Consider the following 22,079-nt stretch of genomic DNA (forward strand, 5'->3'; position numbering starts at 1 on the left):
CGCGTCCCGTGGGGGGGGGCGTTGTTTTGGTGCCCCCCCCGCGCGCCGGCCCCCCCGCCCCCCCGCCCCCCCGCGGGGCCCGCCGCCCGCCCCCCCCCGCCGGAGGCGTGTCGAGACCAACACGGTTCCTCTTCTGAACGACTTGAACCAAGGACCTGAATGACACTCGACGTCGTCACCCTGCTCAACGAGATCGCCGAGATCGGCCGCGACCCCGTACGCGGCGGCTACTCCCGCCATGTCTACGAGCCGGCAGAGCTGGAGCTGCGCGAGTGGTTCCGGCGTACGTCCACGGGGCTCGGCCTCGAGGTCGAGACCGATCGCAACGGCAACATCTGGGCGCACTGGGGCCGCGGGGACGGGGCGATCGCGATCGGCTCCCACCTCGACTCGGTGCCCGGCGGGGGCGCCTACGACGGCCCGCTCGGGGTCGCATCCTCCCTGGCCGCGGTCGCGGCGCTGATGGAGGAGGGCTTCGTGCCGGCTCGGCCGGTGACGATCGCCGCTTTCGGCGAGGAGGAGGGCTCGCGGTTCGGCATCGCGTGCCTGGGCTCGAAGCTGATGACCGGCGCGCTTCCCGCCGCGACGGTGGCGGCGCTCACCGACGACGCCGGAGTGACGTACGCCGAGGCCTGCCTTGCCGACGGGATCGACCCGGCCGGGCTCGGCCGCGACGATGAGCGGATGGCGAGCCTGGCGGCGTTCGTCGAGCTCCACGTGGAGCAGGGCATCGGGCTCGCCGACCTGGACGCTCCGGTCGCGGTGGCCTCCTCGATCCTGGCTCATGGTCGCTGGAAGCTCGTCTTCTCCGGTGAGGGCAACCACGCCGGCGCGACCCGGATGCGCGACCGTCGCGACCCGGTCGCCGCGATGGCCGCCGCGGTCCTGGCCGCCCAGCGCATCGCGTCGGCCCACGACGGGGCCGACTCCGCCCGGGCCACGATCGGCCGCCTCACTCCGATCCCGGGCGGCACCAACGTCATCGCCTCCCGGGTGGATGCCTGGCTCGACGTACGCGGCGACACCGACCCGCAGACCCGAGCCCTTCTCGAGGAGATCTTGAAGGCGTCCCACGCTTCCGCGGAGGAGCACGGTTGCACCCTGGAGGTGGTCGAGGAGTCCTACGTCTCCACCGTTCACTTCGACCCTGACCTGCAACAACGCCTGGTCGGTGCACTGGGCGGGGTCCCGGTGCTCGCCACCGGCGCCGGCCACGACGCCGGCATCCTCGCTGCCGAGATCCCCACCGCGATGCTCTTCACCCGCAATCCCACGGGCGTCTCCCACTCCCCCTACGAGACCGCCACCGACGAGGACTGCCGCGTCGGAGCGAGGGCGCTGACCGAGGTCGTCCGACTGCTGACGAGCGAGCCCCGCAAATGACCCGGATCCATGCCGAGCGGGCGCTGGTCGAGGGCCGCGAGCTCACCGATGTCGTGATCGAGGTGACCGACGGCCGGATCACCGCGATCACCCCGGGCGAGAGCCCGGAGTCCGCCGACCTCCGCCTCGGCACCGTGCTCGCCGGCTCCGGAAATGCTCACTCGCACGCGTTCCACCGCGCGCTGCGCGGCCGTACGCACGACCAGGGTGGTGACTTCTGGCGCTGGCGCGAGCAGATGTACGCCGTCGCCGATCGCCTCGCCCCCGACTCCTACGAGCGCCTGGCCGCGGCCGTCTTCGCCGAGATGCTGGTGACCGGCTGGACAAGTGTCGCGGAGTTCCACTACGTCCACCACCGCCCCGACGGGACGCCTTATCCGGACCCCAACGCGTTCGGCCTCGCGCTCGCCAGAGCGGCCGAGCGCGTCGGCATTCGGCTGACGCTCCTCGACACCCTCTACCTGACCAGCGCTCCGGGCAAGCCGCTCCTTCCCGAGCAGCGCCGCTTCGGCGACGGCTCCGCGGAAGCGTGGCTGAGTCGCTGGCACGACCTCCGCGCGGTGTGCGGCATTTTCCCGCCATGGCGGGAAAATGCGGGCGCCAACGCAGCGGAGACCAAGCAGAACCCCGCCATGGCGGGAACTTGCTCGATCACCATTGGCGCAGCGATTCATTCGGTGCGAGCGGCCTCGCCTGAGGACGTCGCGCACGTCGCCGCCGACCTTCCGCCCGATGTGCCCGTGCACATCCACCTCTCCGAGCAGCCGGCGGAGAACGAGCAGTCCCTGGCGGCGTACGGACGGACGCCGACGCAGGTCCTCGCCGACGCCGGCCTCCTGAGCGAGCGCACCTGGCTGGTCCACGCCACGCATCTGACCGACACCGACATCGAGCTCATCGCAGCCAGCGGCGCGGGGGTGGTGATGTGCCCGACCACCGAGGCCGACCTCGGCGACGGCATCGGACCCGCCCGAGAGCTGGCCGACGCCGGCGTGCGCATCGCGCTCGGCTCCGACCAGAACGCTGTCGTCGACCCCTGGCTGGAGGTGCGCGGCCTGGAAGCCGGCGAGCGACTCCGCAGCCGGCAGCGCGGACGCTTCTCCCCCGCCGACCTCGAGTCCGCCCGCACGAGCACCGGCTACGCCGCCTCCGGCCTCGCCGGCGGCCTCCGGATCGGAGCCTGCGCCGACCTGGTGGAGATCGACCCCGATTCGGTACGCACCGCCGGGGCCGCCCTCGACCAGCTCGCCCTGGTGGCGACCGCCACCGACGTACGTCGCGTCGTGGTCGGCGGACGCGTGGTGGCCGAGGACGGTCGCCTGGCCGACGGTCGCGACCCGGCCGCCATGTTCACGCAAGCACTGAAGGAGCTCGGATGAGCGTTCTGCTGACCAACATCGGCGAGCTGACCACCCACACCGAGGAGCACGGCACCCTCCGCGACGCCGCCGTGGTGATCGACGACGGCCGGATCACGTGGACCGGTCCCGCCGACCGTGCCCCGGCAGCGGACACGCGCTACGACCTCGACGGTCGCGCGGTGCTCCCGGGCTGGGTCGACTCCCACACCCACCTGGTCTCGATGGGCGACCGTGCCGAGGAGTTCATCGACCGGATGGCCGGCCGGGCCTACGAGGCCGGCGGGATCATGCGTACCGTCGAAGCCACCCGCGCCGCCACCGACGACGACCTCCGCGCCCGGGCGCGCTGGCTGCGCGCGGAGGCCTACCGCGGCGGCACCACGACGGTCGAGGCCAAGACCGGCTACGGCCTCGACATCGAGACCGAGCAGCGCCTGGCCCGGATCAGCGCCGAGCACGCCGAGGTGGTCACCTACCTCGGCGCTCACGTCGTCCCCGCGGGCGTGGACCGTCGCGCCTACATCGACCTCGTGGCCGGCCCGATGCTGGCGGCCGTCGCGCCCTATGCGACCTACATCGACGTCTTCTGCGAGCAGGGTGCCTTCGACGTCGAGGAGTCCCGCGAGATCCTCGAGGCCGGCCGCGCCGCGGGCCTCGGCGTCAAGCTCCATGGCAACCAGCTCGGCGAGTCCGGCGGTGTTCAGCTGGCCGTCGAGATGGGCGCGACGAGCGTCGACCACTGCAACCATCTGAGCCGAGCGGACATCGACGCGCTCGCCGGGTCGGACACCGTCGCCACCCTCCTTCCCGCCTGCGACCTCTCCACCCGCGAGCCCTTTCCCCCGGCGCGCGAGCTGGTCGACGCCGGCGTCACGATCGCGATCGCGTCCAACTGCAACCCCGGATCGTCGTTCACGACCTCGATGGGGTTCTGCGTCGCCACCGCCGTACTCCAGCAGCGCCTGACCTTCGAGGAGGCTCTCTGGGCGGCGACGGTCGGCGGCGCCACCGCGCTCGGCCTCGACGACTCGGTGGGACGGATCAGCGAGGGTGGCCGCGCCGATCTGCAGGCGCTCGACGCCCCTTCCGCCAAGCATCTGGCCTACCGGCCCGGGGTCCCCCTCACCCACAAGGTCTGGAGCGGCGGGAACCCGGTCTGACTCACCCTCGCCGCTTGCCGATCACGACCAGGTAGCGGCAGGGCTCGTCGGTCGGGTTGACGAAGACGCAGTCGGCGGGCGGCCCCAGCTGCAGGCAGTCACCCGCGTCGAGCTCGTGGACGAGGTCACCCTCGACGAACCGCAGATGCCCCGAGAGCACCCAGATCTGCTGCTCCTTGAAGTGGTACGCCGAGGCGGGCGAGGCCACCGAGGCACCGGCCGGGAACTCCACCTCGACCAGCTCCAGGATCCCGCGCGCGGGCGGGGAGACGGCGCGGCGTACGTAGTCGGTCTCGGGGTCCCTCCACTCGGTCTGCTCCGAGCGCCGAGCGACGCGCACTGCATCCCCCTCGGCCCGCGCGATCAGCTCCGACAGCGTCAGCTCCAGCGCCCCGGAGAGCCGGGTGAGCAGGACCGCGGTCGGCTGTGCCTCGCTCCGCTCGATCTTCGAGATCATCGCCCGGGAGACCCCTGACGCCTCCGCGAGCCCCGCGACGGTCATCCCGAGCGACTCCCGCGCCGACCTGATGTTGGACGCCAGGGCTTCACCGAACTGGTCACTATCGTCAGCCACATGACTACTATAGGAGACATGCCTCCTGCCTGGACCATCCGCCACGCGACGCCCGCGGATGGGGCCGCCTGCGCGGCGATCTACGAGCCGTACGTCCGCGACACCGTCATCTCCTTCGAGACCGAGCCGCCGACGGCCGAGGAGATGGCGCGCCGTATCGAGTCGTCCCTGGCCGAGCATGCCTGGCTGGTGCTGGAGACCGAGGGCGAGGCCGGGCCCGAGGTGCTCGGCTATGCGTACGCCACCCAGCACCGCACACGCGCCGCCTACCGCTGGGCCTGCGACGTGTCCATCTACCTCGACCGCGACCGGCGCGGCAACGGCGCCGGCAGGGCCCTGTACGCAGCCCTCTTCCCATACCTGAAGGAGCGCGGCTTCCACCGCGCGCTCGCCGGGATCGCCATCCCGAACGAGGCCAGCCTCGGGATCCACCGTTCCTTCGGCTTCACCGAGGTGGGGACGTACAGAAGGATCGGCTGGAAGTTCGACGCCTGGCACGACGTCACCTGGATGCAGCTGGATCTCAACCCGGAGAACCAAGAAGCCCCGAGCCAGTGACTCGGGGCTTCCCGTGCGTTGTACCCCCGACCGGATTTGAACCGGCGTTACCGCCGTGAGAGGGCGACGTCCTAGGCCGCTAGACGACGGGGGCTTGCACCTCCTGCGATGACCTTTCGGCCCCGCAGGCAGGAGAAACATTACCGGATGACCTGGCGATCGCCCACATCGGGACCACCTCCGAAAACGGCCACAACCACACCCACAACGGAAATGGCGAAGAGCCCCGAGTCAGTGACTCGGGGCTCTTCCTGCGTTGTACCCCCGACCGGATTTGAACCGGCGTTACCGCCGTGAGAGGGCGACGTCCTAGGCCGCTAGACGACGGGGGCTTGCAGCGGGTGAAACCTTAGCGAACCGCTTCGGTGACTCCCAAATCCTCCGGAGAGGATCCGCTGGGCTACTAGGACTCGAACCTAGAATAACTGGACCAGAACCAGTCGTGTTGCCAATTACACCATAGCCCATCGTCTTGGTTGACTTAGCCTGAAAGGCCGTCAGCAAGAGCGATTCGGCCCTCAGGATTTCTCCCTCGAACCGAGAGGAGACATTACCGGCGAGGCCCCCAGGCTACGAAATCGGCACGCCCGTTGAGCCCGATCACGGACTCTTCGTCGTGGTCGAGAGGCCAGCGGACCGCGCTGCCCACACGGTCAGGGCCAGGAAGACGCCCGACTGGACCAGGGTGACCGGGATCCGCCACCACGACCCCTCGGTGGTGTTGAGCACCGTCGAGATGTCGCCGAAGGCCACGGCCATGCCGAGGCTGACGAAGTTGTTGAGGACATGCATCGCGATGCCCGCCTCGATGCCGCCGGTGGCGATGACGCAGATGCCGGCGACGATGCCGAAGGCGAACCGGTCCAGGAACAGCGGTAGGTCCTGGGACCCGTGGGCGAAGGCGAAGAGCAGCGCGGTGATCGTCACCGAGACCGTACGCGCGCCCAGCATGCCACCGAAGAGCGAGCCGAAGGTCTGGAAGATGTAGCCGCGGAAGAGGTACTCCTCCCCCGCCGCCTGCAGCGGGGTGAGCAGCACGATCACGAGCACGAAGTCGCGCATCGTGCTCGTGTAGGGGTTGAGCGTGCTGGGCCCGAGGTCGTCGCCGGGGATGGGCAGCCGGGAGGCGATGATGACGGTGACCACCATCGTGATCGCCGCGATCCCGAGACACTGCAGCAGCCACGGCCAGCGGATCCGGCGCTCCACCGAGGCCAGCCACCCCGGCCGCAACCCGTGCAGCGCCCAGCACAGCAGCATCGCCGCCGGGATCGCCCCGGCCAGCGAGAGCAGCAGAAACGCCAGCGACTCCGGGGTGACGTTCTCCATGTCGGAGACGTTGGCCATCCCGGTGGCAACGTTGTCACCGGTGAGCAGGAAGAAGAGCTCGAACCCGGCCAGCACCACCGCCGGCGAGACGAAGAAGACGCACAGTCCGATCAGGATGAGTCCGATCAGGGGTCGCCCCCAGCCGCTGCGCCCGCTGCGCTGCACCTGGTAGTACGCCAGTCCCGAGGGCGGCTCCATGACCGTGCTCATCCTGCCCGTCCTGCCACGCTCAGCTCCTCCCGAGAACCGCCTTCAGGCGCCCCAGCGTACGCTCCCGACCGAGCAGCTCCATGGATTCGAACAGTGGCGGGCTGATCCGCTTGCCCGTCACCGCGACGCGCACCGGGCCGTACGCCTTGCGCGGCTTGAGCCCGAGACCGTCGATCAGGGCCGCGGTCAGCGCGTCCTGGATCTCGGCCGTCGACCACGTGTGGAGCCCCACGAGAGCGTCGCGCGAAGCCCGGACGACACCCAGGCCCTCCTCGTCGAGCAGCTTGGCGGCGTCCTCCTCGTCGAGCGTGAAGTCGGCCTCCGGGACGAAGAGGAACCGCAGCATGTCGGAGGCCTCGCCCAGCTTGTTGATCCGCTCGGCGACCAGCGGCATCGCGGCCTCGAGCATCTGCGCGTCGGCGTCGTTGACCGGGTCGCTGATGATCCCGTCTGCCTTGAGGTAGGGAATCACCCGGTGGGTGATGTCCTCGAGCGACAGCAGCCGCATGTGGGAGGCGTTGATCGCCTCCGCCTTCTTGACGTCGAAGCGGGCCGGGTTCTTGACCACGTCGTGGATCTCGAAGGCCTCGACCATCTCCTCCATGGTGAAGATGTCGCGGTCGGCCGCGATCGCCCAGCCGAGCAGCGCCACGTAGTTGAGCAGCCCCTCGGGCAGGAACCCCTCCTCGCGGTACTTCAGCGCATGCGCCTCCGGGTCGCGCTTGGAGAGCTTCTTGTTGCCCTGGCCCATGACGTACGGCAGGTGCCCGAACTCGGGTGCCCGCTCGGCCAGGCCGACCTCGACGAACGCGTCGAAGAGCGCGATCTGCCGAGGGGTCGAGGACAGCAGGTCCTCGCCACGGAAGACGTGGGTGATGTTCATGGTGGCGTCGTCGACCGGCGCGGTGAGCGTGTAGAGCGGGTCGCCGTTGGCACGCGCGAGCGCGTAGTCGGGGACGTGCTTGGTCTCGAAGGTCACCTCGCCGCGGACGAGGTCATTGAAGGTGATCGAGCCGTCGGGCATGCGGAACCGTGGGACCGAGGAACGGCCCTCCGCCTCGTACGCCTTGATCTGGTCCTCGCTCAGGTCACGACAGTGGTTGTCGTAGCCCTGGGCCGGGGCCTCGCCCTTGATGCCCTCGGCCTTCGCGGCCTTGTAGGCGGCCAGGCGCTGCTCGTAGCGGGCGGTGGTCTCCTCGCCGGTGCAGTAGCACTCGTAGACGTGGGAGGAGGCGCGCAGCCGGCCGAGCGCGTCGGCGTAGATCTCCGAGCGCTCCGACTGGCGGTAGGGGCCATGGGGGCCGCCGACCTCGACACCCTCGTCCCAGTCGAGGCCGAGCCAGCGCATCAGGTCGATGAGCCCGTCGTAGGACTCCTGCGTGTTGCGCGCCTTGTCGGTGTCCTCGATGCGGAAGACGAAGGTGCCGCCGTGATGGCGGGCGAAGGCCCAGTTGAACAGGGCGGTACGGACCAGGCCGACGTGGGGCGACCCGGTCGGCGAGGGTGCCATCCGGACCCGGTAGTCCTTCGGCTCGAGTGTGTTGTTCAACCCGCTGTCAGTCACCGCTGTGCCACCTTGTTGGTCAGAGCTCCGAGCCCCTCGACGAAGATCTCGATCTCGTCGCCGGGCTCCATGGGGCCGACACCCTCGGGGGTGCCGGTGAGGATCACATCGCCCGGCAGCAGCGTCATGACGCTGCTGATGTGGGCGATCAGCTTCGGGATGTCGTGGACGAGGTCCTTCGTGGACCCGTCCTGGACGACGTCACCGTTGAGGAATGTCTGGATGCGTACGCCGGCAGCGAGCTGCTCCGGCTCGACGTCGGTCTCGATCCAGGGACCGAGCGGGCAGAAGGTGTCGTAGCCCTTCGCCTGGGAGAAGTGCTTGAGCCGCCGCTGGACGTCGCGCGCGGTGACGTCGTTGGCGACCGTCATCCCGTAGATGACGTCCTTCACCTTCTCCACCGGGACGTCGCGGCAGATCCGGCCGATCACGATCGCGAGCTCGCCCTCGAAGTGGAGGTCCTCGACGTTGCTCGGTCGCTGGATCGCGTCACCGGGGCCGCAGACCGCGGTGTTGGGCTTGATGAAGAAGAGCGGCTCCTCCGGGACCTCGTTGCCGAGCTCGGCCGCGTGCTTGGCGTAGTTGCGGGCGACCGCGACCACCTTGCTGCGCGGGATCACCGGCGCGAGCAGCTTGACGTCTTCGAACTTGTGGACCTGGTCGGTGATGTTGACACCCGAGAACAGCGGGTCGCCCTGGAGCGCGACGACTGTCGCGTCCTCGCTGAGCTGGCCGTAGCCGTCGAGGTCCCCCATGACGACGCCGAACTGGGGCTCGCCACCCTTGGTCGTGAATCTGGCGATGCGCACGTGCTGAGCCTATCCGCATAGCCTTGTACGTCGTGGAGGTGCTGTCGCGTTCGGAGTGGACCACTCGCGCGGCCGCTCATCGCGCGCGCCTGGCGCGCTATGTCGAGCCGCATCTCGCCCGCCGCGGCGCCCGGGTCAAGCACCCGGTCCACGACTTCCTGTTCACCTACTACTCCTACCGGCCCGCCCAGCTGCTGCGCTGGCACCCGGGGTTCGGGGTGAGACTGTCGGACGCTGCGGAGTATTCCTCGTTGCGCGGTTATGCCGACGGCACCGTGACCTCCGACTTCCTCGCCGACAAGCGACTGCTCGTCGAGACTCTCCTGAAGCTGCTGGGGGCCACCGCTGGACGTGAGGGCAACTTCGGCTGCTTCGGCCTCCACGAGTGGGCGATGGTCTACCGGTTGACCCCGGAACAGGTACGCCACGCCGACTGGCCCCTGCGGCTCGGGACCACCGGCACCGACCGCGTGGTCGAGTCCCACCGCATCGCGTGCAGCCACTTCGACGCGTACCGCTTCTTCACTCCCCCGGCGGCACCGCTCAACACCCTCTCGCCGCGATCCGACGACCGCGCGGCCTTCGAGCAGCCGGGCTGCCTGCACGGCAACATGGACCTCTACAAGCACGCCTTCCGGCTCTCGCCGCTGATCTCCTCCGACCTGGTCGCCGACTGCTTCGAGCTCGCCTGGGACATCCGCACGATGGACATGAAGGCCGCTCCGTACGACCTCTCCGAGCTCGACCTCGACCCGATCCGCATCGAGACCGCCACCGGGAAACAGGAGTACGCCGCCGCCCAGCGCGGCTTCGCCGAGCGCGCCGCCCCACTGCGGGAACGGCTCATCAACGATTGCGATCGTCTGCTCGCCGCGTCGAACTAGGCGGACAATCTGGCCCCAACCTCATCAGGCTCGATGTCGTACCCGGTCGCCCGTGGACCCGACCAGTTGATCCCGACACGATGGCCATCCCTGGCGAGCCCGGGGAGCCATCGCGCGCGAAACTCGCTGAGCGGGATCTCTTGGACGCGGAAGCCTTCGTACGTCTCGACGCTCTCGATGATGCGCTCGGCGCGACTGCGCTTGGACCAAAACGGCATCGCACGTAAGCCAGATCCGCTCGATGGAACCGGGACCCCGCCTTCATCACGGATCGTCCACACCGTCCCCTCAGCTACGACCTCGTCGTAGAAGGCTGCGGCTTGCGCTGCGCTCACGGACATGGCGACCTTCCTTCCAACGCTGCTCTCCTGCCCACCCCGCCACCCAAGGCACCTTCGCTGACTGTGCGGCCCCCGCTACGTGAGGGTGCTGAACCGGAGCGCGAAGGCGTTGGCGATCGCCTTGGCCAGCTCGGGTTCCTGACGGTCGAAGAAGAAACCGATGTGGCGGCCGAGCGCGGCCTTGTCGATGGTGATGATGTTGTCGCAACTGACCACGCAGGCCTGCTCCAAGCCATTCTTGGGGCCGACCTCGACCTCGGTGCTGAGGCCTTTGGCGGTGGAGGTGATCGGAGCCACCGTGACGCGTCTCATCGCGGCGCGCACCGGTTCACGGGTCAGCACGAGGACCGGGCGAGCCTTGTCCAGGTGGGCGATATGGAGGTCACGCATCGAGGGCGGCGTGCTTCACCATGTCGTCGAAGTCGTCATAGTCACCTGACTCCTCGAGGATCCGAGCATCTGCCTCGGCGCGACGGTGCTGCTGATAGAAGGTCAGGGCTTCGCACACGATCGCCGCCCGCGGACCGTCGCCAGCGCGCACGAGCTCATCAACGTACGCAGCCATCTCATCCGGCAGTCGAACGGTGATCTGAACACTCATACCGAAATGATACCACTCTGGGATTCAACAGGAACTCGCCTTTGGTGACGAGTGCCACACGTGACCCCGAACGACGGGATACGTTGATCCCACAATGGCCATCCTTCCCCACCCCCGACAAGCTGCCGCCTCGATCGTCACCACGATCAGCGCCGCTGCGGGGAACGTCGCGCACTCGCTGCTCTACGGTGGGCTCGCCGACCTCCGGCCGATGCCGCGTACGTTGATCGACGACGGCAACCGACGCGAGCTCTACCACTACCGGCCCGCGGCGGGGACGACCCCGGAGGGCGACCCGGTGCTGCTGGTGACGCCGCTGGCGGCACCGGCGATCTGCTACGACCTGCGGCGCGGCTGCTCGGTCGTCGAGCATCTGGTGGGGACGGACCGGCCGACCTATCTGGTCGAGTACGGCGAGGTGAACTTCGCAGACCGCAGTCTCGGCATCGAGCACTGGATCGCGCACGTCGTGCCGGAGGCGATCCGGTCGGTCTCCGAGCACGCGGGCGGGCGGCCGGTGCACGTGGTCGGCTGGTCGCTGGGCGGGATCTTCACGATGCTCGCCGCCGCCGACGCCCCCGACCTCCCGATCGCCTCGCTGGCGGTGCTCGGATCGCCCTGCGACGTACGTCAGGTGCCGTTGATCGCGCCGCTGCGGCCGCTGCTCAACCTGCCGCCGGGCAACCTGGTCACCACGGCCTACCAGGCCTTCGGCGGCGCTCCGAAGCCGCTGGTCAGGTGGGCTTTTCAGATCTCCTCGGTCGACAAGATGTTTACCAAGCCGGTCGCGAAGCTGTCCAACCTGGCCGACCGTGAGTTCCTCGCCCAGCTCGAGGCGGTCGACCGGTTCACCGACAACATCATCGCCTACCCGGGGCGTACGTTCGGGCAGCTCTATCACCACTTCTTCCGCACCAACGCGCTGTTCAGCGGGCAGATCGACCTCAGCGACGACCACTCCGTCTACCTGCGCGACGTCAAGCAGCCCACGCTCGTCGTCGCCGGCGCCAACGACGGCATCGGTCCGGTCGCCGCGGTCAAGCCGCTGGTCGACCTGCTCACCGGCGCCGAGGAGCTCCGCTTCGAGGTCGTCCCCGGCGGCCATCTCGGCCTGCTCACCGGCCGCGCCGCCCGGGACAGCACCTGGCCGCTCCTCGACGAGTGGTTCAGCCAGCACGACTGAGTTGTCGGTGGCGGGTGGCAGGGTGTGCGCCATGCCGAACCCACCCGCCGAGGCGACCGACGAGCACTTTCGCAACGAGGACTGGTACGCAGCCGACCTCACCGGGGCTCGCTTCGTCGACTGTGTCTTCACCGATGTCGACCTGACCGAGGCGACGACGTCGGCGGCGCTCTTCGAGAACTGCACGTTCCACGGCGGCCGGTTCAACGCCTCGACCCACGTCGGCTCGGCGTTCGTCGGCTGTGACTTCCGGCGTACGAACTTCTTCGACTCGACCTTCGAGGGCTGCAAGCTCAGCGGGAGCGAGTTCTCGGGCTGCACCCTGCGGCCGCTGAAGGTGAGCGGCGGCATCTGGCGCGGTGTCTCGCTGCGCGGCGCGAACCTCGCCCGGCTCGATCTGTCCGGACTGGACCTGCGCGACGCCGACCTGTCGCTGGCCGACCTCACCGACGTGGTGCTGCGAGACGCCCAGCTCGACGGAGCCGCCCTCCAGGAGACGACGCTGCACGGTGCCGATCTCCGGGGCGCCGGGCTCGACCGCGTCGACCTCACCGCCGCGTCGCTGCGCGGCACGAAGCTCGACATCGCCGGTGCCGTGATGCTCGCCGAGCTGCACGGGGCGGAGGTCGACTCCGTCTGACCGCTGACGGCGAAGTCAGCGGTCGGCCGAGGCCTCGCGGACGGCCTTGGCCATCGAGATGCCGGCGGCGATCAGGCCGAGGCCGGTGACGAAGTCGTCGCTGTCGCGTACGTCGTCCTCGATGGCGCCCGCGGCGGCGGCCTGGAGGTGGGTCTGCTCGTCGACGGCGTGGCCGTAGACGAAGTGGAGCAGAGTGCGGGCGGCGACGGGGGCGAGATCCCCGAGGCCGCCGTCACACAGAGCCGCGACGAGGTCGTCGTAGGGCTGCGTCGCGCCCAGTCCGAAGGCCCAGACGGTGGCGACGACCTCGGCGCCGTCGCGGTAGGCCAGCAGCGAGTCGCGCAGGTCGGTGCAGATGCCGGTGACGCGTACGTCCCAGGCGCCCGCCGGCTCGTGGCGGCCGCGGAGCAGGATCTCGTCGGCCACCGCGGCCAGCAGGGACTGCTTGTTGGCGAAGTGGTGGTAGAGCGCGCTGGGGCGTACGCCGAGCTCGGTGCCGAGCCGACGCATCGTCAGGTCGGCGAGACCGTAGTCGTCGAGGACCTGCAGCGCGCGGGCGACGACGTCCTCACGGCGGTATCGCATGTTGCTCCCAGGGGCCGGGTGGTGGGACGAAGTGGACGAAGACGTACGTCGACCTTAACCTGAACACCGTTCACCTGACCAAGGTTCAGGTCTGAGTACGCAGGAGCGAGTATGACCGAGTCCCCCACCAGCACGGAGTCGACCCCGGAGGCCGAGGAGTCGAAGCCGGCCCGTTTCGCGACCACCGACATCGCACTGATCGCCGCGTTCACCGGGCTGATCTGCGCCTCCACCCTGGTCGGCGACATCCCGACCGGCACCGCCGTGCCGATCACCCTGCAGACCTTCGCGGTCGCGCTCTCGGGGGCGCTGCTCGGCCCCGTGCGCGGGTTCCTGGCCGTCGCCCTCTACCTGCTGCTCGGCGGCATCGGGCTGCCGGTCTACGCCGACCACACCTCCGGCTTCGCGAAGTTCGCCGGGATCTCCGGCGGCTACCTGATCTCGTTCCCGTTGATGGCAGCGCTGGTCGGCTTCCTGGTCAAGTACGTGGCCGGACCCGCCCGTACCCGGGCCGTCGTCGTGTTCCTGTGCTCGATCGCCGGCTCGATCCTGATCGTCCACCCCCTCGGCATCGCGGGGATGATGATCTACTCCGGTGAGCCGCTGAGCACCGTGTGGAAGTGGGACCTGCCGTTCTGGTTCGGCGACCTGGTCAAGACCGGGCTCGTGGCGATCGTCGCGGCCGAGGTGCACCGAGCCTTCCCGAACCTGCTGCGCCGATGATCGAGCTCGATGCCGCCACAGTCGCTCTCCCCGAGGACGAGGGCGGTCGAGTGCTGCTCTCCCCCACCTCGTTGACGCTCACCGAGCGCCGGATCGCGATCATCGGCGGCAACGGCTCCGGGAAGTCGACGCTCGCCCGGCTGCTGAACGGCCTGGTGTCCCCGACCTCGGGGCGTGTTGTCGTCGACGGGCTCGACGTGGCCCGCAAGGGCAAGGACGTACGCCGCCGCGTCGGCTTCTGCTTCACCGACCCGGCCGCTCAGCTGGTCATGCCGACCTGCGTCGAGGACGTCGAGCTGTCGCTGCGGCGGCTGGTTCGCTCGCCGTCGTCGCGGCGAACTCGAGCTCTCGACGTGCTGGCGCGGTTCGGGCTGGAGGAGCTGGCCACGCAGTCGGTGCACACGCTGTCGGGCGGGCAGCGGCAGCTGCTCGCGCTGGCCGGGGTGCTCGCCGCGGAGCCGTCGATCGTCGTCGCCGACGAGCCCACCACCCTCCTCGACCTGGCCAACACCCGGCTGGTCGCGGACGCTCTCTTCGGGCTCTCGCAGCAGCTCGTCCTGATCACCCATGACCTCACGCTCGCCGCGCAGTGCGACCGCGCACTGGTGGTGGCGGACGGAGCGGTGACCTTCGACGGACCGGCGTCCGAGGCGGTCGCGCACTACACGCAGTCGGTGGGCGCGTGAGCGGGGCGCAGATTCCCGCCATGGCGGGGTTGTGCGGGCGGCAGGCGGCGCGGGAGGCCGCATTTTCCCGCCATGGCGGGGTTGTGCGGGTATCCGGCGGCAGCCGTCGCGGCACTTTCCCGCCATGGCGGGAAAATGCCGTCGAACGGGGACAGCGATGAGCTACCTACTCGGCGCCTACCTGCCCGGCGACAGCCTTCTGCATCGGGCTCCGGCCGGTGCGAAGCTGCTCGGACTGCTGGTGTTCAGCACCCTGCTCGTGGTGCTCCACGGACTGGTCGCCACCGGCGTGCTCTTCGGGATCGCGGTGGCGGTCACGCTCGTCGCCCGGCTGCCGATGCGGCAGGTGGGACGGGCAGCCCGCGGCGTACTTCTCGTCGCGCTCGTCCTCTCCGCGCTCCAGGGCTACGCCCACGGATGGCCGCGGGCGGTCGAGGCCGGTGTCGACCTGATCTCCCTCGCGCTCGCTGGCCTCATCCTCACCGCCACCACCGAGGTCAACGCGATGCTCGACCTGTTCACCCGGCTCATCACGCCGCTGAAGCCGATCGGCGTGAACCCGGACGGGGTCGCGCTCGTGATCGGCCTGGCCATCACCAGCATCCCGGCGAGCATCGCCCTCCTCCTCGAGACCCGCGACGCGGCTCGCGCTCGCGGGATCCGGCACCCCCGCGCGTACCTCTCCCCCTTCGTCATTCGCATCGTTGCCCGCGCCCACGAGACCGGCGACGCCCTCAAGGCCCGCGGCCTCGGCGACTGACCCCAGCCGAGGCGTCACCCCGGTCGGCCGAGACGTCACCCCGGTCGGCCGAGACGTCAGCCCCGTCGGGCGAGACGTCAGCCCCGTCGGGCGAAACGTCAGCGGCGTCGGCCGAAGCGTCAGCGGCGTCGGCCGAGTTGGCAGCACGCGACGCCTCGGCCGACCTACCTGACGCCTCGGCGGGTGCTTACCAGCCGGGCGGGAGGCGGTGGTCCCAGAGAGCGGCGTCTTCGATCTGGGCCGCGAGGGAGAGCAGTAGGGGTTCCTCGGCGGGGCGGGCGGCGAGCATGACGCCGACCGGGAGACCGGACGGGGTCCAGTGGAGGGGCAGGGAGATGGCGGGCATGCCGGTGACGTTCCAGGCGGAGGTCCAGGGCGTGAACTCCTTCTGTGCCTGGAAGTCGGCGGCGGGGTCGGCGTCGTCACGGATCGCGCCGACGAGGGGCGGCGGGGTGGCCAGGGTCGGGGTGAGGACGGCGTCGTAGGGGGCCAGCCCCTCCAGCACCCCGGCAGCGAAGCGGCGCAGCTCCGCGATCGCCAGGCCGAACTCCGGCCCGCCGACCGCCTCGCCGCGCTCGGTGAGCCAGCGGGTCAACGGCCGGATCTGAGACCGCTGGTCCGGGGTCAGATTGACCACCGACATCGCGGTCCCGACGGCCCAGACCGTCTCGAAGACCGCGACCGCCTCGACCGGCAACGGCCGTGGGATGTCGACGATCTCGTGACCGAGCGATTCCAACAAGGCAGAGGCGTTCTCCCAGGCCGCGACGCACTCGGCGTCGACCGCGGTCGGGGCGATCAACGGCTCGATGAACCGGGCGATGCGCAGCCGTCCCGGTGGCCGCTCACACGCGTCCAGGAAGGGAAGCGGCTCCTCCGGAGCCCAGAACGGGTCACCAGTACGCCGCCCCGCGAGCACGTCGAGGAAGGCCGCCGCGTCCCGCGCCGAGCGAGCGATCGGACCGGCGGTGGCGAGCCCAGCCGCGTCGCCGTACATCGGCGACGGGGAGATTCGCCCGCGGGTCGGCTTGAGGCCGACCAGACCGCAGCATGAGGCCGGGATCCGGATCGAGCCGCCGCCGTCGGAGCCCTGCGCGACCGGCACCAGCCCGGCGGCGACCGCCGCGGCGGCGCCTCCGGAGGAGCCGCCGGCGATCCGCGTACGGTCCCAGGGGGTGACGGCGGGCGGGGCGACATCCGGTTCGGTGTAGCAGGGCGAGCCGAACTCGGGGGTGTTGGTCTTCCCGAGCGAGATCATCCCGGCCGCCTCGATCGAGAGCGTCACGTTGTCCGACACCTCGGGGACGAAGTCAGCGAAGGCAGCCGACCCGAAGGTCGTACGCACCCCGCGGGTGAGGTTGAGATCCTTGATCGCGGTGGGTACGCCCCACAGCGGTGAGGCACCGACCGGCTTGACCGCGAGCTCGCGAGCGCAGGTCGAGATCCGCTCCTCGGCCACGGTGACGAAGGCACCGACATCGTCGAGCCGGGCGATCCTGTCGAGATAGTGCTCGGCGAGCTCCCCCGGGGATACCTCGCATCGATGCAGCAGCTCTCCCTGTTCCAGGGCGGTCAGATCATGTAGCTCGGCCACATCGACAGGCTAGCTCCACTCGTCCTCGAGCATCGCGTAGTGCACCAGTGTCGTCCACTCGCCCTTGAACCACTCGGCCTCGCGCTCGACGGCCTCCTTCCGCATCCCGAGCCGCTCGATCACCCGAGCCGAGGACTCGTTGCGCTCGTCGACCCGGGCGGTCACGCGGTGCAGACCGAGCCCGTCGAACGCCAGCCCCAGCAGCGCGCGTGCGGTCTCGGTGGCGAAGCCCTGCCCGTGGAACTCCGGGTTGAAGGCGTACCCGATCTCTCCCGACCGCTGCTCCTTGCTGTGCCAGAAGAGCACGACATCACCGATCAGCCGGCCGCTGTCTCGGTGTTCGACGCCGAGGCAGAGCACCTCACCCTCCCGGCGCAGCACCGAGGGCCGCTTCCACGCCGCATAGGACTCGTGCAGCGCATCGCGGTCTTTCGGCACCGGCGGGATGTAACGGCACACGTCCTCCCGCGACAGATAGTCGTGCAGGTCCTCCAAGTCGCGCTCGACGTCGATCGGACGCAGCAGCAGCCGCTCGGTGGTGATCGGGTAGTCCGGCGCCAGGACGGGCTCGCCCAGCTCCTGGAAGACGCTCAGGTGCAGGTCGGCGGGGCCGTCGAGGCGCGCGTTGAGCGACTCCCACGGGGTGCGGGTGGGCGGCGCCACCAGCGCCGCACCACCCTCCACTAGCAGTGCCGCGACACCGGCGGAGTCCTCGACCTCGAACGCCACTCGGACGTGGCCGGCCGCCGGACGCCCGACCTCGACCTCGTCGATGTAGCCGTGCTGGGCGTGGTTGGCGAGCTCGAGCGTGGCCCGGCCGGCGTCGAGGATCGTCACATGGGCCTCACCGGGCCCGGAGAATGCGGCCTCCTCGGGGAGGCCGAGGGTGTCGCGGTAGAAGGCCACCGCCTGCTCGTAGTCCTTCGCCTCGACCACCAGTCGGAGCTGCTTCACGGGTCCACTCATGCCGCCGCCTCCGTAGGGAAGGGCGAAGAATATGGAAGCGGCGGCCTGAGGCCCATTGCCGTTCGCTGGCGCTCACTCATGAGCGCAACGTACGGCCGAATGCCGCTTCACGCACGCGATAAATCACGAAAGGCAGGTCTCTCCCCCGCAGAGACCTGCCCTCGTGGTGCTGCAGGTTGGGGCTCAGGCAGCGGCGGGCTGGAAGCCCGCGAGCTTTTCGACGGCCTCACGGAAGCGGGCCTGGGCCTCGGCGTCGGTGAAGACGTCGATCTCGTGGACCGGCTGGGAGACGATGGCATCCTCGACGACGATGGCGCCGCCGATGCCGGCCGAGCGGGCGGCGTCGGCGTGGGACCACTTGGCACCGTAGGGGGTCGGGGCGACGCCGACGACCGAGAGGATCTTGCCCTTGAGCACGCCGGCGGCGTACGGGCGCGAGAGCCAGTCGATCGCGTTGTTGATGACGGCAGGCATGGTGCCGTTGTACTCCGGGGTCACGATGAGCACGCGGTCCGCCTCGTCGATCACCTTGCGGAGCTGGCTCACGGCCTCGCCCGGGTCGGCCTCGAGGTCCTCGTTGAAGAACGGCACGTCCGCCAGCCCGTCGACGATCTCCAGGACGACACCCTCAGGCGCCTCGGCGACGAGCTTCTCGGCGAGCTTGCGGTTGATGGAGTCGGCGCGCAGGCTGCCAACGAGTACGGCGATACGGGTGTCGGTCACGGGTTCTCCTCGTAGAACGCGGAAAGTTCAATGTTGAAGTGTTCAACGCCCGCGTCCCGGGGATTCATTCCGTGACAGCGGCCTCCGGGGGTGTGGTCTCGCCCACATGCCGACGCAGCCCGAAGGTGAGCCCGTCGACCAGCGCCTCCCACGACGCCTCGATCACGTTCGACCCGACCCCGACCGTCGTCCACGACGTCGAGCCGTCGGAGGTCTCGATCAGCACCCGCGTCCTCGCGTCGGTGCCGTGTCCCTGGTCGAAGAGCCGCACCTTGAAGTCGATCAGGTCGAAGTCGGCGACCACGGGGAAGGCACGGGTGATCGCGGCACGCAGCGCCTGGTCGAGCGCGTTGACCGGGCCGTTGCCCTCGCCGGTCTCGACATGACGTACGCCGTCGGCGTGGATCTTCACGATCGCCTCGGTGGTCGAGCTGGTCTCGGGGCCGCCACCGCGTGCCTCGGAGATGACCCGCCAGGACTCGACGTCGAAGAAGGACGGACGGGCACCCTCGACCTCCTCGATCAGGAGCAGCTCGAAGGAGGCGTCGGCCGCCTCGAAGGTGTAGCCACGCTGCTCGGCCTCCTTGACCCGCTCGGTCACCCGGGTCACCAGGTCGCGGTCGTCGGAGAGGTCGTAGCCGAGCTCGCGGCCCTTCAGCTCGATCGAGGCACGCCCGGCCATGTCCGAGACCAGCAGCCGCATGTCGTTGCCGACGCCGGCCGGGTCCATGTGCTGGTAGAGGTTGGGGTCCACCTTGATCGCGGAGGCGTGCAGCCCGGCCTTGTGGGTGAACGCGGAGGCACCCACGTACGGCTGCCGGCCCGCGGGCGGCACATTGGTCACCTCGGCCACCGCGTGCGCGACGCGGGTCGCCTCGCCCAGCAGGCCCGTCGGCAGCACCTCGCGGCCCAGCTTGAGCTGCAGGTTGGCGACCACGGAGACGAGGTCGGCGTTGCCCGTACGCTCCCCGTAGCCGTTGATGCAGCCCTGGACGTGCATCGCGCCGGCGTCCACGGCGGCCAGCGAGTTGGCGACGGCGCACCCGGTGTCGTTGTGGCAGTGGATCCCCACCGCGCCGTGGGTGTGCTCGCGGACGTCGTGGACCACGTCGGCCACCCAACCCGGGAGCATCCCGCCGTTGGTGTCGCACAGCGCGACCACGTCGGCACCCGCCTCGTAGGCGGTCTTCAGTACCTCCAGCGCGTAGTCGCGGTTGGCCCGGTAGCCGTCGAAGAAGTGCTCGGCGTCGAGGAAGACCTGCTGGCCCTCCTCGCGCAGGTGGGAGACCGTGTCGCGGATCATCGCGAGGTTCTCCTCGAGCGTGGTGCGCAGCGCGAGCTCGACGTGGCGGTCGTGGGACTTGGCGACGAGGGTGACGACCGACGCCCCGGAGTCGCGGAGCGCGGCGACCTGCGGGTCGTCAGCAGCCCTCACGCCGGCCCGGCGCGTCGACCCGAACGCCGCCAGCCGCGCGTGCTTGAGGTCGAGCTCGGAGACGGCCCGCTTGAAGAACTCGGTGTCCTTCGGGTTCGCACCGGGCCAGCCGCCCTCGATGAACCCGACGCCCAGGCCGTCGAGGTGCCGGGCGATCGCGAGCTTGTCGGCGACGCTGAGGTTGAGGCCCTCCTGCTGCGCACCGTCGCGCAGAGTGGTGTCGTAGACGTGGAATTCCATGGCTCTTCTGTCCTCGGGTCGTCCTGGGGCTGGGCAACAAAAAACCCTCTCGGGAACGAGAGGGTGGCGCGTCGGGCAGGTGCTCGACGCGCTAGCGAATGATGATGACGTGGGTCGTCATGGCCCCGATACTGTCACGAAATCGCCTCCCGTGGGACGAGCGTCTCACCAGCCGAGGAGCTCGACCCACCACGGCTCGTCGCCGCCGGAGAACTGCGAGCCCTCCTCGGCGAGGGTCTGGATCGGGAAGAGCGCCAGGGTGACGACGACGGCGAACCCGAGGATCCACGGCACCCATCGCGCCGAGATCCGGTGGACCGTCTTGGTCACCGGGTCCCGCAGCCGGTCGCGTCCGGAGCCGGTCCACAGCGCGCCGACGAACGCCAGACCGGCGAAGCCCAGCGCCGCCTCGAGGGAGAGCTGCAGGGCGAATCCGAGCAGCACCGCCGCCACCACGAAACCGAAGCCCCACACCCCGACGACGAACGTCTTCGGGAGCGAACGGACCAGCCTCCAGGGAGCGCCGATCAGCAGTCGGGGCGCGTCGTGCCACTTGCGACCGCGGTACCACCGCCACCGGCGCAGATCGCCGGCGGCCAGCGTGCCGGCACGGATCAGCCACGCCGCGCCGAGCACGGTCCAGAAGCCGACGCTCGGGAAGGCCGCGATCACGCCGACTGCGAAGGCGAGCAGGCCGAGCCAGACGGCCCCACGGCGCAGCTTCTCCAGGCCGCTGTCCTGGCGCGGCCTGCGCTGACTGGGAGGGGTGAACGGCACGGCCGGGGTGGTGGCCTTCTCGCGCTCGGCCCGGTCGCTCAGCGAGAGCTGCTCGGCCGGCTTGCGCACGAACGGCCGGCGCGGCGTACGCAGCCACTCGCGCACCTCGTCCAGCGTCGGCCGGTCGGCGGGATCGGGTGAGAGCGCCTGTCCGAGCAGCCCGCGCAGCGGCTGCGGCACCCCCTCCAGGTCGTGCTCACCGCGCCGGGCGCGGTCCATCAGCTTCATCGAGTTGCCCTCGCCGAAGGGCGGGCGGCCGGTCGCGGCGTACGCCACCACGGAGGCCCACGAGTGCACGTCCGAGGCCGGGGTGGCCGGGTCGCCGACGGCGATCTCGGGTGGCAGGTATCCAGGGGTGCCGATCAGCAGGCCGGTGACGGTGATCTTCGGGTCATCCGCGACGCGGGCGAGCCCGAAGTCGATCAGGATCGGAGTCCTGCCCTCCATGATGATGTTGGCGGGCTTGACGTCGCGGTGGAGGACCCCGACGGCATGGCAGTCGGCGATGCCCTCGGCCAGGTCGCTGGCCAGCTGCTCGACCTCCTCGCGCGAGAGCACGCCCTCGTTGACGATCTTGTCGTGCAGCGTCGGTCCCGGGACGTAGCGGGTCGCCAGCCACGGCACCTCACCCCACGGGTCGGCGCCGACCACACCGGCCACCCACCTGCTCCGCACCCGCTGCAGCGAGGAGACCTCGCGCGCGAGCCGATGGCGACCCTCCTCGTCCCCCACGAACTGGGTACGCAGCACCTTCAGCGCCACCCGCTCACCGCTCCCGCGGTGGCTGGCCAGATGGACCCGTCCCATCCCGCCCTGCCCCAGCAGGGAGAGCAGGTCGTAGTCACCAACGGTTTCCCGTTGGGTCGCCGGGAGACGGCGAGGGGCTGTCGTCACGAGACAAACCTTATCCGCCGCGGTCGACAGGAGGCCGAGGCGTCACCCCCGCAGGCCGAGACGTCACTCGCGTCGGCCGAGGTGGCACCGGCGTGCCAC

Annotated in this window: 23 protein-coding genes and 3 tRNA genes; 10 read left to right on the forward strand and 16 right to left on the reverse strand. The window is 70.0% G+C overall.

The window, feature by feature from the left end:
* Window positions 1-159: 159 nt before the first annotated feature.
* From ACFWQC_RS04620 to hutI, 3 genes are read left to right on the forward strand one after another with little or no spacing between them, the layout of a single operon-like run.
* Window positions 160-1,383 (forward strand): allantoate amidohydrolase, encoded by a 1,224-nt coding sequence (locus ACFWQC_RS04620; protein ID WP_378673701.1) that lies wholly within the window; start codon window positions 160-162, stop codon window positions 1,381-1,383.
* Complete coding sequence (locus ACFWQC_RS04625) at window positions 1,380-2,762, forward strand: amidohydrolase family protein (RefSeq protein WP_378673704.1); 1,383 nt, start codon at window positions 1,380-1,382, stop codon at window positions 2,760-2,762. Before ACFWQC_RS04620 ends, ACFWQC_RS04625 begins: the two co-directional genes overlap by 4 nt.
* The gene (hutI, locus tag ACFWQC_RS04630) at window positions 2,759-3,904 is read left to right on the forward strand and encodes an imidazolonepropionase (protein ID WP_378673707.1); all 1,146 of its coding nucleotides are present in this window, start codon (window positions 2,759-2,761) and stop codon (window positions 3,902-3,904) included. The genes ACFWQC_RS04625 and hutI overlap by 4 nt, the downstream gene beginning before the upstream one ends.
* 1 nt (window position 3,905) lies before the next feature.
* Here hutI and ACFWQC_RS04635 read toward each other — a convergent pair whose 3' ends face one another.
* Window positions 3,906-4,478 carry a helix-turn-helix domain-containing protein gene (locus ACFWQC_RS04635; RefSeq protein ID WP_378673710.1) on the reverse strand — a complete coding sequence of 191 codons (573 nt, stop codon included), beginning with the start codon at window positions 4,476-4,478 and terminating at the stop codon, window positions 3,906-3,908.
* Window positions 4,479-4,496: 18 nt separating this feature from the next.
* On the opposite strand from ACFWQC_RS04635, the gene ACFWQC_RS04640 reads away from it, so the two are divergent.
* Complete coding sequence (locus ACFWQC_RS04640; protein ID WP_378673713.1) at window positions 4,497-5,036, forward strand: arsinothricin resistance N-acetyltransferase ArsN1 family B; 540 nt, start codon at window positions 4,497-4,499, stop codon at window positions 5,034-5,036.
* 21 nt (window positions 5,037-5,057) lie between these two features.
* Here the strand turns inward: ACFWQC_RS04640 and ACFWQC_RS04645 are convergent.
* The 6 genes from ACFWQC_RS04645 to ACFWQC_RS04670 all read right to left on the reverse strand — a co-directional run bounded on the left by ACFWQC_RS04645 (window position 5,058) and on the right by ACFWQC_RS04670 (window position 8,948).
* Window positions 5,058-5,130, reverse strand: a tRNA-Glu gene (locus tag ACFWQC_RS04645).
* Window positions 5,131-5,295: 165 nt separating this feature from the next.
* Window positions 5,296-5,368, reverse strand: a tRNA-Glu gene (locus tag ACFWQC_RS04650).
* 63 nt (window positions 5,369-5,431) lie between these two features.
* Window positions 5,432-5,503: transfer RNA gene (locus ACFWQC_RS04655), tRNA-Gln, on the reverse strand.
* 133 nt (window positions 5,504-5,636) lie between these two features.
* Window positions 5,637-6,575, reverse strand: a complete 939-nt coding sequence (locus tag ACFWQC_RS04660; RefSeq protein WP_378673715.1) for a CPBP family intramembrane glutamic endopeptidase — start codon at window positions 6,573-6,575, stop codon at window positions 5,637-5,639.
* Window positions 6,576-6,594: 19 nt separating this feature from the next.
* The gene (gene gltX, locus ACFWQC_RS04665) at window positions 6,595-8,085 is read right to left on the reverse strand and encodes a glutamate--tRNA ligase (RefSeq protein ID WP_378673777.1); all 1,491 of its coding nucleotides are present in this window, start codon (window positions 8,083-8,085) and stop codon (window positions 6,595-6,597) included.
* A 50-nt stretch (window positions 8,086-8,135) separates the two neighbouring features.
* Window positions 8,136-8,948, reverse strand: coding sequence for a fumarylacetoacetate hydrolase family protein (locus tag ACFWQC_RS04670; RefSeq protein ID WP_355021010.1), 813 nt, complete (start codon window positions 8,946-8,948; stop codon window positions 8,136-8,138).
* Window positions 8,949-8,971: 23 nt separating this feature from the next.
* Here ACFWQC_RS04670 and ACFWQC_RS04675 point away from each other — a divergent pair, with 23 nt between their 5' ends.
* Window positions 8,972-9,832: a 3-methyladenine DNA glycosylase gene (locus ACFWQC_RS04675; RefSeq protein WP_378673719.1), complete on the forward strand. Its 861-nt coding sequence runs from the start codon at window positions 8,972-8,974 to the stop codon at window positions 9,830-9,832.
* Here the strand turns inward: ACFWQC_RS04675 and ACFWQC_RS04680 are convergent.
* The 3 genes from ACFWQC_RS04680 to ACFWQC_RS04690 all read right to left on the reverse strand — a co-directional run bounded on the left by ACFWQC_RS04680 (window position 9,829) and on the right by ACFWQC_RS04690 (window position 10,774).
* The gene (locus ACFWQC_RS04680; protein WP_378673721.1) at window positions 9,829-10,173 is read right to left on the reverse strand and encodes a DUF2750 domain-containing protein; all 345 of its coding nucleotides are present in this window, start codon (window positions 10,171-10,173) and stop codon (window positions 9,829-9,831) included. The genes ACFWQC_RS04675 and ACFWQC_RS04680 overlap by 4 nt on opposite strands.
* Window positions 10,174-10,248: 75 nt before the next feature.
* Window positions 10,249-10,563: a type II toxin-antitoxin system PemK/MazF family toxin gene (locus ACFWQC_RS04685; RefSeq protein WP_378673724.1), complete on the reverse strand. Its 315-nt coding sequence runs from the start codon at window positions 10,561-10,563 to the stop codon at window positions 10,249-10,251.
* Window positions 10,556-10,774: a ribbon-helix-helix protein, CopG family gene (locus ACFWQC_RS04690; RefSeq protein WP_378673727.1), complete on the reverse strand. Its 219-nt coding sequence runs from the start codon at window positions 10,772-10,774 to the stop codon at window positions 10,556-10,558. The genes ACFWQC_RS04685 and ACFWQC_RS04690 overlap by 8 nt, the downstream gene beginning before the upstream one ends.
* A gap of 94 nt (window positions 10,775-10,868) precedes the next feature.
* Here ACFWQC_RS04690 and ACFWQC_RS04695 point away from each other — a divergent pair, with 94 nt between their 5' ends.
* Both ACFWQC_RS04695 and ACFWQC_RS04700 read left to right on the forward strand, forming a co-directional pair.
* Entirely contained in the window at window positions 10,869-11,957 is a 1,089-nt protein-coding gene (locus tag ACFWQC_RS04695; protein WP_378673730.1) for an alpha/beta fold hydrolase, read from the forward strand.
* A 31-nt stretch (window positions 11,958-11,988) separates the two neighbouring features.
* Complete coding sequence (locus tag ACFWQC_RS04700; protein ID WP_378673733.1) at window positions 11,989-12,597, forward strand: pentapeptide repeat-containing protein; 609 nt, start codon at window positions 11,989-11,991, stop codon at window positions 12,595-12,597.
* 15 nt (window positions 12,598-12,612) lie between these two features.
* Here ACFWQC_RS04700 and ACFWQC_RS04705 read toward each other — a convergent pair whose 3' ends face one another.
* A complete protein-coding gene (locus ACFWQC_RS04705) occupies window positions 12,613-13,182 on the reverse strand; it encodes a TetR/AcrR family transcriptional regulator C-terminal domain-containing protein (RefSeq protein ID WP_378673736.1) in 570 nt (189 codons plus the stop codon).
* Between the two features lie 111 nt (window positions 13,183-13,293).
* Here ACFWQC_RS04705 and ACFWQC_RS04710 point away from each other — a divergent pair, with 111 nt between their 5' ends.
* The 3 genes from ACFWQC_RS04710 (at window position 13,294) to ACFWQC_RS04720 (ending at window position 15,351) form a co-directional block, all read left to right on the forward strand.
* Window positions 13,294-13,905, forward strand: a complete 612-nt coding sequence (locus tag ACFWQC_RS04710; protein ID WP_378673739.1) for a biotin transporter BioY — start codon at window positions 13,294-13,296, stop codon at window positions 13,903-13,905.
* On the forward strand, window positions 13,902-14,591 hold the full coding sequence (locus tag ACFWQC_RS04715; RefSeq protein WP_378673742.1) for an energy-coupling factor ABC transporter ATP-binding protein: 690 nt from the start codon (window positions 13,902-13,904) through the stop codon (window positions 14,589-14,591). The genes ACFWQC_RS04710 and ACFWQC_RS04715 overlap by 4 nt, the downstream gene beginning before the upstream one ends.
* A gap of 157 nt (window positions 14,592-14,748) precedes the next feature.
* On the forward strand, window positions 14,749-15,351 hold the full coding sequence (locus tag ACFWQC_RS04720; protein ID WP_378673745.1) for an energy-coupling factor transporter transmembrane component T family protein: 603 nt from the start codon (window positions 14,749-14,751) through the stop codon (window positions 15,349-15,351).
* Between the two features lie 187 nt (window positions 15,352-15,538).
* Here ACFWQC_RS04720 and ACFWQC_RS04725 read toward each other — a convergent pair whose 3' ends face one another.
* The 5 genes from ACFWQC_RS04725 to ACFWQC_RS04745 all read right to left on the reverse strand — a co-directional run bounded on the left by ACFWQC_RS04725 (window position 15,539) and on the right by ACFWQC_RS04745 (window position 21,980).
* A complete protein-coding gene (locus tag ACFWQC_RS04725; protein WP_378673748.1) occupies window positions 15,539-16,945 on the reverse strand; it encodes an amidase in 1,407 nt (468 codons plus the stop codon).
* Window positions 16,946-16,954: 9 nt separating this feature from the next.
* Window positions 16,955-17,911, reverse strand: a complete 957-nt coding sequence (locus tag ACFWQC_RS04730; RefSeq protein ID WP_378673751.1) for a GNAT family N-acetyltransferase — start codon at window positions 17,909-17,911, stop codon at window positions 16,955-16,957.
* Window positions 17,912-18,094: 183 nt separating this feature from the next.
* On the reverse strand, window positions 18,095-18,634 hold the full coding sequence (locus ACFWQC_RS04735; RefSeq protein WP_378673754.1) for an NADPH-dependent FMN reductase: 540 nt from the start codon (window positions 18,632-18,634) through the stop codon (window positions 18,095-18,097).
* A 64-nt stretch (window positions 18,635-18,698) separates the two neighbouring features.
* A complete protein-coding gene (gene cimA, locus ACFWQC_RS04740; protein ID WP_378673756.1) occupies window positions 18,699-20,309 on the reverse strand; it encodes a citramalate synthase in 1,611 nt (536 codons plus the stop codon).
* A 165-nt stretch (window positions 20,310-20,474) separates the two neighbouring features.
* The gene (locus tag ACFWQC_RS04745; protein WP_378673758.1) at window positions 20,475-21,980 is read right to left on the reverse strand and encodes a serine/threonine-protein kinase; all 1,506 of its coding nucleotides are present in this window, start codon (window positions 21,978-21,980) and stop codon (window positions 20,475-20,477) included.
* Window positions 21,981-22,079 lie beyond the last annotated feature (99 nt).

This window comes from Nocardioides sp. NPDC058538, from assembly GCF_042719275.1.
Taxonomy (GTDB): Bacteria; Actinomycetota; Actinomycetes; order Propionibacteriales; family Nocardioidaceae; genus Nocardioides.

Excerpts from the sequence above, each read along its gene's own strand:
- ACFWQC_RS04620 (WP_378673701.1), top strand. The coding sequence starts at position 160 with ATGACACTCGACGTCGTCACCCTGCTCAACGAGATCGCCGAGATCGGC.
- ACFWQC_RS04625 (WP_378673704.1), top strand. The coding sequence starts at position 1,380 with ATGACCCGGATCCATGCCGAGCGGGCGCTGGTCGAGGGCCGCGAGCTC.
- hutI (WP_378673707.1), top strand. The coding sequence starts at position 2,759 with ATGAGCGTTCTGCTGACCAACATCGGCGAGCTGACCACCCACACCGAG.
- ACFWQC_RS04640 (WP_378673713.1), top strand. The coding sequence starts at position 4,497 with ATGCCTCCTGCCTGGACCATCCGCCACGCGACGCCCGCGGATGGGGCC.
- ACFWQC_RS04660 (WP_378673715.1), bottom strand. The coding sequence starts at position 6,575 with ATGAGCACGGTCATGGAGCCGCCCTCGGGACTGGCGTACTACCAGGTG.
- gltX (WP_378673777.1), bottom strand. The coding sequence starts at position 8,085 with ATGGCACCCTCGCCGACCGGGTCGCCCCACGTCGGCCTGGTCCGTACC.
- ACFWQC_RS04680 (WP_378673721.1), bottom strand. The coding sequence starts at position 10,173 with ATGTCCGTGAGCGCAGCGCAAGCCGCAGCCTTCTACGACGAGGTCGTA.
- ACFWQC_RS04685 (WP_378673724.1), bottom strand. The coding sequence starts at position 10,563 with ATGCGTGACCTCCATATCGCCCACCTGGACAAGGCTCGCCCGGTCCTC.
- ACFWQC_RS04690 (WP_378673727.1), bottom strand. The coding sequence starts at position 10,774 with ATGAGTGTTCAGATCACCGTTCGACTGCCGGATGAGATGGCTGCGTAC.
- ACFWQC_RS04695 (WP_378673730.1), top strand. The coding sequence starts at position 10,869 with ATGGCCATCCTTCCCCACCCCCGACAAGCTGCCGCCTCGATCGTCACC.
- ACFWQC_RS04700 (WP_378673733.1), top strand. The coding sequence starts at position 11,989 with ATGCCGAACCCACCCGCCGAGGCGACCGACGAGCACTTTCGCAACGAG.
- ACFWQC_RS04705 (WP_378673736.1), bottom strand. The coding sequence starts at position 13,182 with ATGCGATACCGCCGTGAGGACGTCGTCGCCCGCGCGCTGCAGGTCCTC.
- ACFWQC_RS04710 (WP_378673739.1), top strand. The coding sequence starts at position 13,294 with ATGACCGAGTCCCCCACCAGCACGGAGTCGACCCCGGAGGCCGAGGAG.
- ACFWQC_RS04715 (WP_378673742.1), top strand. The coding sequence starts at position 13,902 with ATGATCGAGCTCGATGCCGCCACAGTCGCTCTCCCCGAGGACGAGGGC.
- ACFWQC_RS04720 (WP_378673745.1), top strand. The coding sequence starts at position 14,749 with ATGAGCTACCTACTCGGCGCCTACCTGCCCGGCGACAGCCTTCTGCAT.
- ACFWQC_RS04730 (WP_378673751.1), bottom strand. The coding sequence starts at position 17,911 with ATGAGTGGACCCGTGAAGCAGCTCCGACTGGTGGTCGAGGCGAAGGAC.
- cimA (WP_378673756.1), bottom strand. The coding sequence starts at position 20,309 with ATGGAATTCCACGTCTACGACACCACTCTGCGCGACGGTGCGCAGCAG.